Consider the following 15,390-nt stretch of genomic DNA (forward strand, 5'->3'; position numbering starts at 1 on the left):
ACAATCGGCCCGGTTCCACATATGTGGAACCGGGCCGATGCGTCAATCAACTATACCAGCAAGCTCACTTGCCTCCGTTGGCCGCGGCGATGATCTCGTCAGCAACGGTGGACGGGCACTCGCCGTAGGAGTCGAACTCCATCGAGTAGGTCGCCTGTCCGGAGGTCTTCGAGCGAAGGTCACCGACGTATCCGAACATCTCGGACAGCGGGACCAGGGCGCGCACGACCTTGTTTCCGTGCTCCTCGACCATTTCCTGGATCTGGCCACGACGGGAGTTGAGGTCGCCGATGACAGTACCGAGGTAGTCCTCGGGGGTGGTCACCTCAACGGCCATCAGCGGCTCGAGCAGACCCGGGCTCGCCTTGCGAGCGGCCTCCTTGAAGGCCATCGAACCGGCGATCTTGAAGGCCATCTCGGAGGAATCGACCTCGTGGTAGGCGCCGTCGAGCAGGGTGACCTTGACATCCTCGACCGGGTAGCCGGCGAGAACACCGAACTGCATCGACTCCTGGACACCGGCGTCGACCGACGGGATGTACTCCTTGGGGACGCGACCACCGGTGACGGCGTTGACGAACTCGTAGCCGAAGCCAGGCTCCTGGGGCTCGATCGCGATGATGACGCGGGCGAACTGACCAGAACCACCGGTCTGCTTCTTGTGCGTGTACTCGTACTTCTCGACCGGCTTGCGCAGGGTCTCGCGGTAGGCCACCTGCGGCTTGCCGATATTGGCCTCCACATGGAACTCACGCTTCATGCGGTCGATGAAGACGTCCAGGTGAAGCTCGCCCATACCGGCGACGATGGTCTGGCCGGTCTCCTCGTCGGTGTGGACGCGGAAGGTCGGATCCTCCTCGACGAGACGCTGAATGGCGTTCGACAGCTTCTCCTGATCGGCCTTCGACTTCGGCTCGATGGCCTGCTCGATCACGGGAGCCGGGAAGGTCATCGACTCAAGGATGATCGGGTTGCTCGGGTCACAGAGAGTCTCACCAGTGGTGGTGTCCTTGAGGCCCATGACGGCGCAGATCATGCCAGCACCGATGCTCTCGATCTCCTCACGCTTGTTGGCGTGCATCTGGTAGATCTTGCCGATGCGCTCCTTCTTGCCCTTGGTGCCGTTGAGCACCTGGTCGCCAGCGTGCATGACGCCGGAGTAGACGCGCACGAAGGTCAGCTTGCCCAGGTGCGGGTCAGAGGCAATCTTGAAGGCCAGGATCGACAGCGGCTCGTCGTCGGAGGGACGACGCTGCAGTTCGACGGACTCGTCACCAGGCTTGAAGCCGGAGATGGCCGGGACGTCGAGCGGGGAAGGCAGGTAGTCGACGATGGCGTCGAGCAGCGGCTGCACACCCTTGTTCTTGAACGAGGTGCCACAGGTGACTGCGGTGAAGGCGGAAGCCAGCACACCGCGACGAATGGCGGCCTTGAGCTGGTCGATGGTCACCGAGTCCGGATCCTCGAGGTAGAGCTCCATGAACTCCTCGTCGTTCTCGGCGACGGTCTCGAGCATCTCGGCACGAGCGGCCTCCACCTCGTCCTTCATGTCGGCCGGGATCTCCTCGGTCTCATAATGAGCCCCGAGCTCAGTCTCGCCACGCCAGGTCTTGGCGTTCATCTCGACGAGATCAACGATGCCCATGAACTTGTCCTCGGCACCGATCGGCAGCTGCAACAGGACCGGGATGGCGTGCAGACGATCCTTGATGGTCTGCACACAGTGATCGAAGGAAGCACCGGTGCGGTCAAGCTTGTTCACGTAACAGATGCGCGGAACGCCGTACTTGGCGGCCTGACGCCACACAGTCATGGACTGCGGCTCGACGCCGGCGACACCGTCGAACACGGCGACAGCACCGTCAAGAACACGCAGGGAGCGCTCCACCTCAACGGTGAAGTCCACGTGTCCGGGGGTGTCAATGATATTGATCTGGGTGTCGTGCCAGAAGGTGGTGGTCGCGGCGGAGGTGATGGTGATGCCGCGCTCCTGCTCCTGCTCCATCCAGTCCATGGTGGCGGCACCGTCGTGGACCTCACCGATCTTGTACGACTTACCGGTGTAGTAGAGGATGCGCTCGGTCGTCGTCGTCTTGCCGGCATCGATGTGGGCCATGATGCCGATGTTGCGAACCTTGTTCAGGTCAATTTTGGCCACTGTTCTTGACCTCAAATCTTGGAGTTAGTGGTCTTCGTATGATGCTCGACGCAGATGAACCTGCGGTGAACCGCGAGGTTTTCTGGGCTGGACGTGATGGTGCCCCCTTCCCGACGGGAAGGGGGCCAGCAATCACCAGCGGTAGTGGGCGAAGGCGCGGTTGGCCTCAGCCATCTTGTGGGTGTCCTCACGGCGCTTCACGGAAGCACCGAGGCCGTTGGAGGCATCGAGGATCTCGTTCATGAGACGCTCAGCCATGGTCTTCTCACGACGCTCACGGGAGAAGGCAACCAGCCAACGCATGGCCAGGGTGGTCTGGCGAGCGGGCTTGACCTCGACCGGCACCTGGTAGGTGGCACCGCCGACACGACGGGACTTGACCTCCAGGGAGGGCTTGATGTTGTCGAGCGCGCGCTTGAGGGTCTGCACCGGATCGGTGTTGGTCTTGGCGCGGCAACCCTCGAGGGCGGTGTAAACGATGTTCTGGGCGACAGTCTTCTTGCCGTCGAGAAGGATCTTGCTCACGAGCTGGGAGACGAGAGGAGATCCGTAGACGGGATCGACCATCACTGGGCGCTTCGGCGCGGGTCCCTTACGAGGCATGGATCACTTCTCCTTCTTGGCGCCGTAACGACTACGGGCCTGCTTGCGGCCCTTGACACCCTGGGTGTCGAGGGAGCCGCGGACGATCTTGTAACGCACACCCGGGAGGTCCTTCACACGACCGCCACGCACGAGCACCATCGAGTGCTCCTGGAGGTTGTGTCCGACACCGGGAATGTAGGCCGTGACCTCGATGCCCGACGACAGGCGCACACGGGCGACCTTTCGCAGAGCCGAGTTCGGCTTCTTCGGCGTCGTGGTGTACACACGGGTGCACACGCCACGACGCTGCGGCGAGCCCTTGAGGGCAGGCGTGTTGTTCTTGCTGATCTTGTCAGTGCGGCCCTTGCGGACCAGCTGCTGGATTGTAGGCACCGGCTGGTATCTCTTTCCGTCTGGTGGGTTCGGAATTCCCTGGCTGTGCACCCCTCCATCGCTGCGTCGGGATCACCGCTGCCCCTCGCTGCAGATTGGGAGTGCCGTGCGAACTCCGCACGGGCAGACCTTCTCGCAGCAACTCGAGTGGTCGTTTGTCGCCATGCCAGGGCACGCACAAGTATCCGGTCGAACCGGACACGCGTTAACAGCGTATCTCCCGGGTTTCAGGGGGTCAAACTCAGCGACGCTGCGAGGAGGCGCACCGGGGGCGCCACGAAACCCCATGGAAATCAAACTCCACAGATGAAAAGCGCTGCGTCCGCAGCTCCTCAGGCACCCGTTCGAGGAAGGGCCACCGGGCGAGACACAGGAGCACCCACGCCGCCCGCAGCCAGGAAGTTACCATGGCCCTTGTCGTTGACCTGTCCCCTGATCGTTCCGTTGACGCGAAGGCTGCCCATGGCATGCATGGAGGGGAAGACGATCGGCGGAATGCTCACCGTCCCACCCTCAATCTTCGGCAGGACGATGGGACGTCCACTGACGTCGGGAAGGGTGATGGTGCCGCCCTTGACGTCGGGAAGGGCGATCGTCCCGCCCTTGACGGTCGGCAGGATGATGGGGCCAGCACTGACGTCCGGCAGGTAAACGGTGCCGCCACGAATCTCCGGAGGCACGATGCCCCGATGGTGAGTCGGCAGGCTGACGCCAACACTCACATGCACCGATGCACGATGAGTCGGGCGGGCATCCGCAGTGGCCCGGGATGTCGGAACGGGAACGGGAGCAACCTGGTGCGCACTTGCCCCCGGAGCCGTCCCTACGAAAACGGCCAGTCCCAAGCATGCTGCAACCATCCCCGTCAGAGCTGTTCGCTTCATCCCGCTATCCCCTCGTAACACAGCAAGCACCTTAGCAGGCGTACCACCGCAGTCTACGCCTCCAATCACGCCTCGCCAGTCCGTCGTAGTACCACCGAGCGGCGCACCGATCCGGCCTGCGCTCCAGACGGCTGATCAGTAAACTTGGCAGCAGCCTGGCCCCTCGACGCCCCCGCCGACTGACCACCATGCTGACCACCGGCAACCCAGGTGTCAGTCACAGGTCCATAAACGACGGCCTTGCCAGCGGAGATCGCAGCTTGCCGATCCCCCGCATGAACATGCAGAGATCCTCCCCGGCCCCGTCACCTCGACAAAGTCGAGATCAATAGCACCGATGTCAAGGACAACGGCACCCTGACCGACGTTCAGGCCTCATACAAAAGCCTCTCCTCCCCACGTGGGGAGGAGAGGCTTTCGCAGCCGGGTCCTAGCCTCAGCTCAAATCACCCAGATCCAGATCGTCGAGCGGAACAGCCGCGCCCGACCCCGAACCGAAGTCGTAGTCGAACGGGTCGTAGTTCATCGTGAACGCAGCAGCCTTGGCTTCCGCGGTCGGCTCCACCCTCATGTTGCGGTAGACCTCCAGGCCCGTTCCGGCCGGGATGAGCTTACCGAGGATGACGTTCTCCTTGAGGCCGACCAAGGTGTCCGTCTTGCCGTTGATGGCGGCATCGGTGAGCACCTTCGTCGTCTCCTGGAAGGAGGCAGCCGACAGCCAGGACTCGGTGGCCAGCGAGGCCTTCGTGATGCCCATGAGCACCGGACGACCCTCAGCCGGGCGACCACCCTCGGCGACAGCCTTGCGGTTGGCGTTTTCGTAGGAGTTACGGTCCACCAGCTCTCCAGGCATCATCTGGGTGTCACCGGACTCGATGACGGTGATGCGGCGAAGCATCTGGCGAATGACAATCTCGATGTGCTTCTCGTGGATGCCAGCGCCCTGGGTGTTGTAGACCTTCTGAACCTCCTTGACGAGGTACTCCTGCACCCGGCGAACACCGGAGATACGCAGCACGTCCTGCGGGTCGGCGGTGCCACCCATGAGCTGCTCACCTGCGGCAACCCGCACTCCGTCACGAATGACACGGTGAGTGCCGTCGAGGTCGAACTCGAGACGGGCACGGCGCGGCAGCACGTACTCCACGTCCTCCTCGCCGTCGTCACGTACCAGGACGAGCTTGCGACGGTTGTCGGACTCGTCGATGCGGATGACACCAGCGGCCTCGGCCAGCGGCGACTTGCCCTTCGGGCTACGGGCCTCGAAGAGCTCGACGACACGGGGAAGACCCTGGGTGATGTCGTCACCAGCGACACCACCGGTGTGGAAGGTACGCATCGTCAGCTGGGTGCCAGGCTCACCAATCGACTGAGCAGCGATGATGCCGACGGCCTCACCGACGTCAACCAGGTGACCGGTCGACAGTGAACGTCCGTAGCAACGAGCGCAGCAGCCCTGGGCTGCAGTGCAGGTGAGCACCGAACGCACCTTGATCTGCGAGATACCAGCAGCGATGAGCTTGGAGATCTCCTCGTCACCGAGATCGGAGTTGGCCGCCACCACGACATTGCCATTGGCGTCGAGGGCGTCGGCAGCCAGGCATCGGGCGTACACCGCGGTGTCCAGCCCCTCGGCGCGCACCAAGTTGCCGTTGCCGGCGTCGACAGCAATGGTCTTGGGCATGCCACGGGTGGTGCCACAGTCCTCCTCGCGGACGATGACGTCCTGGGACACGTCGACCAGACGACGAGTCAGGTAACCGGAGTCAGCGGTACGCAGAGCGGTGTCAGCCTGTCCCTTACGACCACCGTGAGTGGAGATGAAGTACTCCAGAACCGTCAGGCCCTCGCGGAAGTTGGACTTGATCGGACGAGGAATGATGTCACCCTTCGGGTCAGCCACCAGACCGCGCATAGCGGCGATCTGACGCATCTGGGTCATACTGCCTCGAGCGCCCGAGTCGACCATCATGTGAACCGGGTTGGTCTGGGTGAAGTTGGCCTCCATGGCGGAGGTCAGCTCAGCAGTGGCCTCGGTCCAGATCTGGATGAGATCCTGACGACGCTCCTCCTCGGTCACGGCACCACGGTCGTACTCTCGGTCGACCTTGGCGGCGCGAGCCTCGTACCCCGCCAGAATCTCCGGCTTGGTCGGCGGGGTCTGGACGTCGCCGATGGAGACGGTCACGCCGGACAGCGAACCCCACTTGTAGCCGATGTTCTTGAGGTTGTCGAGGACGTGGGCCACCTCGAGCTGGGTCATCCGCTCGCTGAGGTCGTTGACAATCTTGCCAATCTGCTTCTTGCCGACGAGGTAGTCGACATACGGGTAGTCGTCCGGCAGCACCTCGTTGAACAGGGCCTGTCCCAGGGTGGTGTCGAGGATGACGGAGCCGTCAGCGCGAACCGTCTCGCCGTGCGGCGGCACGACGCCCTTGAGACGCAGCTTGATCTTGGCACCGATCTCGAGCTCGCCGAGATCATGGGCCATGATTGCCTCGGCCAGCGAGGAGAAAGCACGTCCCTCACCCTTGAGGCCGTCAAGGGCCATCGTCAGGTAGTAGGCGCCGATGATCATCTCGTGCGAGGGCAGGGCGACCGGGCGACCGTCAGCCGGTTTGAGGATGTTGTTCGTCGACAGCATCAGGACGCGGGCCTCGGCCTGGGCCTCAGGGCTCAGCGGCAGGTGCACAGCCATCTGGTCACCGTCGAAGTCAGCGTTGAAGGCCGAGCAGACAAGCGGGTGAAGCTGGATGGCCTTGCCCTCGATGAGCTGGGGCTCGAAGGCCTGGATACCCAGACGGTGCAGGGTAGGTGCACGGTTCAGCAGAACCGGGTGCTCCTTGATGACCTCCTCGAGGACGTCCCACACCACGGGACGCTGGCGCTCGACCATGCGCTTGGCGGACTTGACGTTCTGGGCGTGCTCGAGGTCGGCCAGACGCTTCATGACGAAGGGCTTGAACAGTTCTAGGGCCATGGCCTTCGGCAGACCGCACTGGTGCATCTTGAGCTGCGGGCCCACGACGATGACCGAACGGCCGGAATAATCGACTCGCTTACCGAGCAGGTTCTGACGGAAACGACCTTGCTTGCCCTTGAGCATGTCAGACAGCGACTTGAGCGGACGGTTGCCCGGCCCACTCACCGGACGCCCACGGCGACCGTTGTCGAACAGTGAGTCGACGGACTCCTGGAGCATGCGCTTCTCGTTGTTGACGATGATCTCCGGGGCGCCGAGGTCAACCAGCCTCTTGAGGCGGTTGTTTCGGTTGATGACGCGACGGTAGAGGTCGTTCAGGTCCGAGGTGGCGAAGCGGCCACCGTCGAGCTGCACCATCGGGCGCAGATCCGGCGGGATGACCGGGACGCAGTCCAGGACCATGCCCTCCGGCGAGTTGCCGGACTCGAGGAAGGCCTGCACGACCTTGAGGCGCTTGAGGGCGCGGGTCTTCTTCTGGCCGCGGCCGGTCTTGATGATCTCGCGCAGCTTCTCGGACTCGGCGGCGAGGTCGAAGTCGTGGAGACGACGCTTGATCGCCTCGGCGCCCATCGAACCCTCGAAGTACTTGCCGAAGCGCGACTTCATCTCGCGGTAGAGGATCTCGTCACCCTCAAGGTCCTGAACCTTGAGGTTCTTGAAGCGATCCCACACAGCGTCGAGACGATCGATCTGGCGTTGGGCCCGAGTCTCGATGTGCTTGAGCTCCTTCTCGGCGCCGTCCTTGACCTTGCGACGGGTGTCAGCCTTGGCACCGTCGGCCTCGAGCTGAGCCATGTCCTCCTCGAGCTTGACCCGGCGGGCCTCCAGCTCGGAGTCACGACGCTGCTCCATGCGGGAGCGCTCGGTCTGCACCTTGGCCTCCAACGACGGCAGGTCGCGGTGGCGAGCCTCCTCATCGACGGCGGTGATCATGTAGGCCGCGAAGTAGATGACCTTCTCGAGGTCCTTCGGGGCAATGTCGAGCAGGTAACCCAGACGGGAGGGAACTCCCTTGAAGTACCAGATGTGGGTCACCGGGGCGACCAGCTCGATGTGTCCCATGCGCTCACGACGCACGTTGGAACGGGTCACCTCGACGCCACAGCGCTCACAGATGATGCCCTTGAAGCGGACGCGCTTGTACTTGCCGCAGTAGCACTCCCAGTCACGGGTCGGGCCGAAGATCTTCTCGCAGAAGAGGCCGTCACGCTCGGGCTTGAGGGTGCGGTAGTTGATGGTCTCGGGCTTCTTGACCTCGCCGTGGCTCCACGCACGGATCTGGTCGGCCGTGGCCAGGCCGATCTGCAACCGGTCGTAGTAGTTGGTGTCCAGCACGATTGTTCTCTTTCCCCCACCTGGGTGGGTGGTAGCCCCTCCTCGTCAGGAGGGGTTCCAGTCGGGGTGTCTGTGTGGGGCGGGTTGTCCGGGCCCGTCCCCACCCCCGTCAAACGGACTGTGTTCAGGGACCGGGGCGACGTCGTCGCCCCGGCAGAATGGGCAGGTCAGTCGGCCATGGCGTTGTCGGCACCGGGGCGACGCCCGATGTCGATACCCAGACCGGACCGGGTGTCCTCGTCGGAGGTGCGCAGATCGATCTCCTGGCCCTCCGAGTTGAGCACCTCCACGTTCAGGCAGAGCGACTTCATCTCCTTGACGAGTACCTTGAAGGACTCGGGGATGCCCGGCTCCGGGATGCTCTCGCCCTTGACGATCGCCTCGTAGACCTTGACACGGCCGGGAACGTCATCGGACTTGATGGTGAGCAGCTCCTGCAGCGCCCAGGCGGCGCCGTAGGCCTCCATGGCCCACACCTCCATCTCGCCGAATCGCTGACCACCAAACTGGGCCTTACCACCAAGGGGCTGCTGGGTGATCATCGAGTACGGACCGGTGGAACGGGCGTGGATCTTGTCGTCGACCAAGTGGTGCAGCTTCAGCATGTACATGTAGCCGACACCCACCTTGGACGGGAAGGGGTCGCCGGTACGACCGTCGAAGAGGGTGGCCTTGCCGTCGGCGTCGACGAGCATGTCGCCGTCGCGGGTCGGGTGACCGTACTGCAACAGACCGGTGATCTCCTCCTCCGTGGCACCGTCGAAGACCGGGGTGGCCAGACGGGACTCCTCGGGGACGTCGATGAGACCGACCTCGCGCAGACGCTCGGCCCAGTCGCCCTCGGCTTGGGTGATGTCCCAGCCGGAGTGGGCGATCCAACCGAGGTGCATCTCGAGCACCTGACCGACGTTCATACGGGAAGGCACACCCAGTGGGTTGAGGATGATGTCAACCGGGGTGCCGTCCGGCAGGAACGGCATGTCCTCGACGGGCAGGATCTTCGAGATGACACCCTTGTTACCGTGACGTCCGGCGAGCTTGTCACCGATCGAGATCTTGCGCTTCTGAGCGACGTAGACGCGAACCATCTGGTTGACTCCGGGGGCCAGCTCGTCACCGTTCTCGGCGTCAAACACGCGCACGCCGATGACGGTGCCCTCCTCACCGTGGGGAACCTTGAGGGAGGTGTCGCGGACCTCGCGGGCCTTCTCACCGAAGATGGCGCGCAGCAGACGCTCCTCAGGAGTCAGCTCGGTCTCGCCCTTCGGGGTGACCTTGCCGACGAGGATGTCGCCGGTACCGACCTCGGCTCCGATGCGCACGATGCCGTTCTCGTCCAGGTTGGCCAGCATGTCCTCGGAGACGTTCGGGATGTCCCGCGTGATCTCCTCAGCGCCCAACTTGGTGTCACGGGCGTCGACCTCGTGCTCCTCGATGTGGATCGAGGTGAGGACGTCGTCGGAGACGATGCGCTGGGACAGGATGATGGCGTCCTCGTAGTTGAGGCCCTGCCACGGCATGAAGGCGGCCAGCATGTTGCGGCCGAGAGCGAGCTCGCCCTTGTCCGTCGACGGGCCGTCAGCAAGCGGGGTACCGACCTCGACACGCTGCCCCACCGTGACCAGCGGACGCTGGTTGATACAGGTACCGGCGTTGGAGCGACGGAACTTCTCCAGCTTGTAGGTCTGGTAGGTGCCGTCGTCGCAGGCGATGTCGATGAGGTCAGCGCTCACCGACAGGACCGAACCTGCCTTCTCGGCGAGGGTGACGTCACCGACGTCAACCGCACAGCGGTACTCCATACCGGTTCCGACGAACGGAGCCTCGGTACGCACCAGCGGCACGGCCTGACGCTGCATGTTGGCGCCCATGAGGGCTCGGGAGGCATCGTCGTGCTCGAGGAACGGGATGAGGGCGGACGCCACCGACACCATCTGGCGCGGGGAGACGTCCATGTAGTCGACCTCGGAGTTCGGGACCTCGTCGGCCTCGCCGTGACGTTGGCGCACCAGGACGCGATCATTGACGAAACGGCCGTCGTCATCGACCTTGGCGTTGGCCTGGGCGATGACGTGACGATCCTCCTCGTCCGCGGTCAGGTAGACGACCTGGTCGGTGACCTGCCCGTCGATGACCTTACGGTACGGGGTCTCGATGAAGCCGAAGGCGTTGACGCGGGCGAAGGAGGCCAGCGAACCAATCAGACCGATGTTCGGACCCTCAGGGGTCTCAATCGGGCACATACGACCGTAGTGCGACGGGTGGACGTCTCGAACCTCCATGCCGGCGCGGTCACGGGACAGACCGCCGGGTCCCAGGGCCGACAGACGACGCTTGTGGGTCATCTCGGCCAGCGGGTTGTTCTGGTCCATGAACTGCGACAGCTGGGATGTTCCGAAGAATTCCTTGATCGCGGCTGTCACCGGACGGATGTTGATCAGGGTCTGCGGGGTGATGGCCTCGATGTCCTGGGTGGTCATGCGGTCACGCACGACACGCTCCATCCGACCAAGACCGGTACGCAGCTGATTCTGGATGAGCTCGCCGACGGTGCGCAGACGGCGGTTGCCGAAATGGTCGATGTCGTCGGCCTCGACGACGATGTCGTCGCGTCCCTCGCGCGGGAGCATTTCGGTGCCCTCGTGCAGGGCGCACACGTAGTGGATCGCCGCGACGATGTCGTCGATCGTCAGCACCTGTTGGTCGAACGGCAGGGACAGACCGAGCTTCTTGTTGATCTTGTAACGACCAACCTTGGCCAGATCGTAGCGCTTCGGGTTGAAGTAGTAATTCTCGAGCAGCTGCTGGGCGGCGTCACGGGACGGCGGCTCGCCAGGACGCAGCTTCTTGTAGATGTCCAGCAGCGCCTGATCCTGAGTTTCGACGCCGTGATCCTTCTCGAGGGTCTGACGGATCGACTCGTAGTCGCCGAACTCCTCGAGGATGCGGTCAGCGGTCCAGCCGAGGGCCTTGAGGAAAACGGTGACGTTCTGCTTGCGCTTACGGTCCAGACGAACTCCGACGGTGTCGCGCTTGTCAATCTCGAACTCGAGCCAAGCGCCACGCGACGGAATCACCTTGCACGTGAAGATATCCTTGTCGGAGGTCTTGTCGGCGGTCTTCTCGAAGTAGACACCCGGGGAACGCACCAGCTGGGAGACGACGACACGCTCGGTGCCGTTGATGATGAAGGTGCCCTTCGAGGTCATGAGCGGGAAGTCACCGATGAAGACCGTCTGGGACTTGATCTCCTCGGTCTCGTTATTCATGAACTCCGCGGTCACGAACAGCGGGGCCGCGTAGGTGGTGTCGCGATCCTTGCACTCGTCGACGCTGTGCTTGGGATCCTCGAAACGATGATCCCGGAAAGACAAGGACATCGTCTGGGAGTAGTCCTCGATCGGGGAGATCTCCTCAAAGATCTCCTCGAGGCCGGACTTGGTGTTGATATCGGTGCGTCCCTCTGCAAGGGCGGCGTCCACATGGGACTGCCATATCTCGTTGCCAACAAGCCAGTTGAACGACTCAACCTGCAAGTCGAGAAGGTTGGGAACCTCCAACGGCTCGTGAATCTTGGCGAATGAGATTCGTCCCGACTGGGGCGAAATGGCGTTGGTGTTCTTCGACGCAGTGCGCGTGGCGGCCAATGTGCGGTCCTTCCGAGAACTCCTACAACCGACCCGTCGGCCGGCCTGGGGGCATGACAAACCGCCCATGTCAAGCATGGGCGATCGCTGGCTATGGTGCAAGGAATGAGTCTACGACATTATCACAAATAATGCAACCACAATCAGGGCGACCCAGCCATCGGAGGAAGACGAGGGGCTCACCCGACGAGTTCTCGCCACAGCCCGAGGAGCAACGGATCGACCGGCGTTCCGACGAACGGGTGATACCACCCTTCGATCACATGACCAGCCAAACAGTTATTCCCGACCTGGCGGGGTGTGTCGTCGCCCGGAGCCCACCACAGGGTCGTTGTGATCGGTGCGTCCCCTCTTTCGCGGCGTACCACGGTGGCACTGTGGTACTCCTGGGCCCGGTCAGCCGGGCGATGTGCCGGCAGCAATGGGCCATGGTCGATGATGACGAGGTGGTCACCCTCCGCACTGAGATGATGCAAGGAGCGATGAGGACGAGCCGTACTTCCCCACCCAGCAAGGATTTCGGCGTCAGTGACGATGAGAGTCGCACCGGGGTCCAGTTGTGCCCGGCCCTCAGCGGTGGACCTGACGGTGAGCAGTGCACAGGTTGGTAGCGCCGGGGCACGGAGGCGACGCAACTGGCCGTTGACGATCTCAGCCACCGGATCACCGGCCACTTCCCCACACAAGATCTTGGCCCCAGCCACGTCCTCGGTGACGAGGGTGGGATGGCCGACGTGGGTCCGACCCAAGGTCACACCATTCCAACCCTCCGGTAGGCCAATCCCCTCGGGAACGCAGTCGACGGCCTCCAGATCAGCGGTGCCCTGCCACCAGTCATCACAGATGCCAGCACATTCGCGCATGACGACGCTGCCGCCTCGACGACCGACGACCAGCAGGTATTCTGCCGGGGCTCCTTGCGGAACCGGGATCGGTAGATGGGCACCGGCCCACTCGGGATCCTCGGGGAGGGTGACCGAACCCTGGTTCTCGGGCAGGTCCTCGGAGAACTCCTGGCACCACTGACTCGGCACGGCACGGATGAGGGCTGCCAGTATCTCCGCGAGCTCCCCCTCGGGTTCGACGATCAGCCACGGCAGGGCCGGGCACCCGGACGGTAGGACCCGCACACCGGATTTGTCCCACACGACGAGGATCGGCCCTTCCCCACCCAGCAGGACTCCCCCACAGCCCAGATTTCCGTCGCTGGACCGCCAGTCGTCCAGCGGGCCAAGGACGACAAGATCTCGGCCACCAGCAGTGACCACCCCAATGGGATCAGCCCCACAGACACCAGACCCGCGCAGCCAGTCAACCTCAGGGCCACCAGCCCAAGGCCATTGCTCAATCCTTGTCCCGGTCATGACGTCACCCCGCAATCGCGATCATTTTCCCGCGTAGTGGAACACCGCTCGCGGTAACAGACACCACGAGGTCAGACTTACCACGTGGATCACCCTTTTTGACTTTCCACGCGCTGCCACCGTGGCCAGCGGTGTCCTTGTCAATCCAGTACTGCTTCTTGGGCTCTTGGTAAGCTGTCCGCCCCTTAACCTTGACCGAGAACTTACCAACGTCCACTCGATTAACTTTGCCAGGGACCACCAATCGCATGGGCAAAACAACCGATCCGCCCCCAGCGCATGCCGGAAACACCTGCCCCTGCGTCGATATGGTCCCGGTCCTGGCCACTTCGACCGGTGCTCCAGCCGGATTGCACGGCATCGCCCCAGACGGCACCATCCTCATGGGCTCGCTGCCGATAACCGGAGGCTCGCTGGCTTGAGCCATCGGCATCACTGCTGCGCTCATCGCCAGGACAGCTCTGTAGCAAGCCCTCCAATAATGGTCTTTCGCATTGTCCCGCCATCGCTTATAGACATCACCGAAGCTCCCTGAGCCGGAGCATCGGTCAGCTTGTTGGGAATACATCCCATCTCGGTCAGGGAGAAGACTAAAATACGATTGCGCCGCCCCACAAGGGGGCGGCGCAAAGTTTTTCAGTCGCCACTTCGGGCGGCCCTCACCGGGTCACTTGAGGGTGACGGTGGCACCGGCGGCCTCGAGAGCCTCCTTGGCCTTCTCGGCGTCTTCCTTCTTGGCCTTCTCGAGGACGGGCTTCGGAGCGCCCTCGACGAGGTCCTTGGCGTCCTTCAGACCCAGGCTGGTGAGGCCACGGACCTCCTTGATGACCTGGATCTTCTTGTCGCCGGCCGACTCGAGGATGACGTCGAACTCGTCCTTCTCGTCCTCAGTGGCAGCGGCCTCGCCACCGGCAGCCGGAGCACCGGCAGCAGCGGCGACAGCCACGGGGGCGGCAGCGGAGACGTCGAAGGTCTCCTCGAACTGCTTCACGAACTCGGAGAGCTCGATGAGGGTCATCTCCTTGAAAGCGTCAAGGAGCTCTTCGTTGCTGAGCTTCGCCATGATGGGCGTCCTTTCACTCGTTGGTGTTGTCCTGGGCGGCGGACGCCTCAGGGGTCTCGGTTGTCTTGGGCTCCTGGTCGGAAGCCTCTCCAGCTCCACCGATCACGGACGGATCAGCAGCAGCCTTCTCCTGCAGGGCGCCGAGGCCGCGGGCGGCCTTGGACGGCAGGGCGTTGAAGACCACAGCGGCCTTCGTGAGGTTGGCTTTGAGGCCACCGGCGAGCTTGGCGAGGAGGACCTCACGGGACTCGAGATCGGCAAGCTTCTTGACCTGGTCGGCGTCGAGGACGTTGCCGTCCATCACGCCGCCCTTGATGACCAGGAGCGGGTTGTCCTTTGCGAAGTTCTTCAAACCCTTAGCCACGGAGGCCACGTCACCGTTGATGAAGGCGAGGGCGGTGGGGCCGACGAGCTGCTCGTCAAGTCCCTCGATACCCGCCTCCTTGGCGGCAATGCGGGTCAGGGTGTTCTTCGCAACGGCATAGGTGGCGTCACTCCCCAGTGAACGGCGCAGATCCTTGAGCGCCGACACGGAGAGACCGCGGTACTCGGTCAGCACGGTGGCGTCGGCCGAGGAGAACTTCTCCTTCAGCTCAGCGACCGCGGCGACCTTGTCAGGCCTAGCCATTGGGTCTCCTTCCCACTTCTCGTACGTCATGCTGGCAGCTGGGCTGTCAGCACCGGAGCCGCAGGGAGGACAAAAGAAAACCCCGGTGCACAGGCGCACGACGGGGTAGCAGAGCATCTCGGCGTTCACCTGCGCGGGCCATCCGTCACTCCGGGTGCTTGGCGGGAAACCCGGCCAGCGGTCTACGGCAACTTGTACAGCGTAACTGACGGAGAGCGGTAGACCAAATTGAGCGGAAGGCCCCCGTTGCCCGCACCAGCGACACGGGCCAACCACTCTCGGCATCACCCATGCCGTGCGGGGGAAGGCCTCGTCCAGGTCACGGACGCCGACGTACCAGTCAGCCCCGA

General features: G+C 63.3%; 11 protein-coding genes. 1 reads left to right on the forward strand and 10 read right to left on the reverse strand.

The genetic code is table 11. The annotated features are described in order from the left end of the window. Positions 1 to 64: 64 nt before the first annotated feature. The 8 genes from fusA to AC6I1W_RS00125 all read right to left on the reverse strand — a co-directional run bounded on the left by fusA (position 65) and on the right by AC6I1W_RS00125 (position 13,566). The gene (gene fusA / locus AC6I1W_RS00090; protein ID WP_016666118.1) at positions 65 to 2,158 is read right to left on the reverse strand and encodes an elongation factor G; all 2,094 of its coding nucleotides are present in this window, start codon (positions 2,156 to 2,158) and stop codon (positions 65 to 67) included. 132 nt (positions 2,159 to 2,290) lie between these two features. Beyond that, positions 2,291 to 2,761, reverse strand: coding sequence for a 30S ribosomal protein S7 (rpsG, locus tag AC6I1W_RS00095; protein WP_004809065.1), 471 nt, complete (start codon positions 2,759 to 2,761; stop codon positions 2,291 to 2,293). 3 nt (positions 2,762 to 2,764) lie between these two features. Then, entirely contained in the window at positions 2,765 to 3,136 is a 372-nt protein-coding gene (gene rpsL, locus AC6I1W_RS00100; RefSeq protein ID WP_004809066.1) for a 30S ribosomal protein S12, read from the reverse strand. Positions 3,137 to 3,468: 332 nt separating this feature from the next. Continuing rightward, positions 3,469 to 4,020 carry a hypothetical protein gene (locus AC6I1W_RS00105; RefSeq protein ID WP_489687019.1) on the reverse strand — a complete coding sequence of 184 codons (552 nt, stop codon included), beginning with the start codon at positions 4,018 to 4,020 and terminating at the stop codon, positions 3,469 to 3,471. Positions 4,021 to 4,456: 436 nt separating this feature from the next. Then, complete coding sequence (locus tag AC6I1W_RS00110; protein ID WP_117189704.1) at positions 4,457 to 8,338, reverse strand: DNA-directed RNA polymerase subunit beta'; 3,882 nt, start codon at positions 8,336 to 8,338, stop codon at positions 4,457 to 4,459. Between the two features lie 167 nt (positions 8,339 to 8,505). After that, the gene (rpoB, locus tag AC6I1W_RS00115; protein ID WP_004809074.1) at positions 8,506 to 11,985 is read right to left on the reverse strand and encodes a DNA-directed RNA polymerase subunit beta; all 3,480 of its coding nucleotides are present in this window, start codon (positions 11,983 to 11,985) and stop codon (positions 8,506 to 8,508) included. 179 nt (positions 11,986 to 12,164) lie between these two features. Further along, the gene (locus AC6I1W_RS00120; RefSeq protein ID WP_138774622.1) at positions 12,165 to 13,349 is read right to left on the reverse strand and encodes a hypothetical protein; all 1,185 of its coding nucleotides are present in this window, start codon (positions 13,347 to 13,349) and stop codon (positions 12,165 to 12,167) included. Between the two features lie 4 nt (positions 13,350 to 13,353). Further along, on the reverse strand, positions 13,354 to 13,566 hold the full coding sequence (locus AC6I1W_RS00125; protein WP_138774621.1) for a hypothetical protein: 213 nt from the start codon (positions 13,564 to 13,566) through the stop codon (positions 13,354 to 13,356). 31 nt (positions 13,567 to 13,597) lie between these two features. Between AC6I1W_RS00125 and AC6I1W_RS00130 the strand changes: the two genes are divergently transcribed. Then, positions 13,598 to 13,771, forward strand: a complete 174-nt coding sequence (locus tag AC6I1W_RS00130) for a hypothetical protein (protein ID WP_171048663.1) — start codon at positions 13,598 to 13,600, stop codon at positions 13,769 to 13,771. Between the two features lie 245 nt (positions 13,772 to 14,016). On the opposite strand, the gene rplL is transcribed toward AC6I1W_RS00130, so the two are convergent. Both rplL and rplJ read right to left on the reverse strand, forming a co-directional pair. Beyond that, positions 14,017 to 14,412: a 50S ribosomal protein L7/L12 gene (gene rplL, locus AC6I1W_RS00135; RefSeq protein WP_016666124.1), complete on the reverse strand. Its 396-nt coding sequence runs from the start codon at positions 14,410 to 14,412 to the stop codon at positions 14,017 to 14,019. A 13-nt stretch (positions 14,413 to 14,425) separates the two neighbouring features. After that, entirely contained in the window at positions 14,426 to 15,040 is a 615-nt protein-coding gene (gene rplJ, locus AC6I1W_RS00140) for a 50S ribosomal protein L10 (protein WP_015582149.1), read from the reverse strand. Positions 15,041 to 15,390 lie beyond the last annotated feature (350 nt).

The sequence above is a fragment of the Cutibacterium sp. KB22876 genome, from assembly GCF_059728865.1.

What these genes read in the sequence shown, in the direction of transcription:
- rpsG (WP_004809065.1), bottom strand. Translation starts at nt 2,761, where the DNA reads ATGCCTCGTAAGGGACCCGCGCCGAAGCGCCCAGTGATGGTCGATCCC.
- AC6I1W_RS00105 (WP_489687019.1), bottom strand. Translation starts at nt 4,020, where the DNA reads ATGAAGCGAACAGCTCTGACGGGGATGGTTGCAGCATGCTTGGGACTG.
- AC6I1W_RS00120 (WP_138774622.1), bottom strand. Translation starts at nt 13,349, where the DNA reads ATGACCGGGACAAGGATTGAGCAATGGCCTTGGGCTGGTGGCCCTGAG.
- AC6I1W_RS00130 (WP_171048663.1), top strand. Translation starts at nt 13,598, where the DNA reads ATGGGCAAAACAACCGATCCGCCCCCAGCGCATGCCGGAAACACCTGC.
- rplL (WP_016666124.1), bottom strand. Translation starts at nt 14,412, where the DNA reads ATGGCGAAGCTCAGCAACGAAGAGCTCCTTGACGCTTTCAAGGAGATG.
- rplJ (WP_015582149.1), bottom strand. Translation starts at nt 15,040, where the DNA reads ATGGCTAGGCCTGACAAGGTCGCCGCGGTCGCTGAGCTGAAGGAGAAG.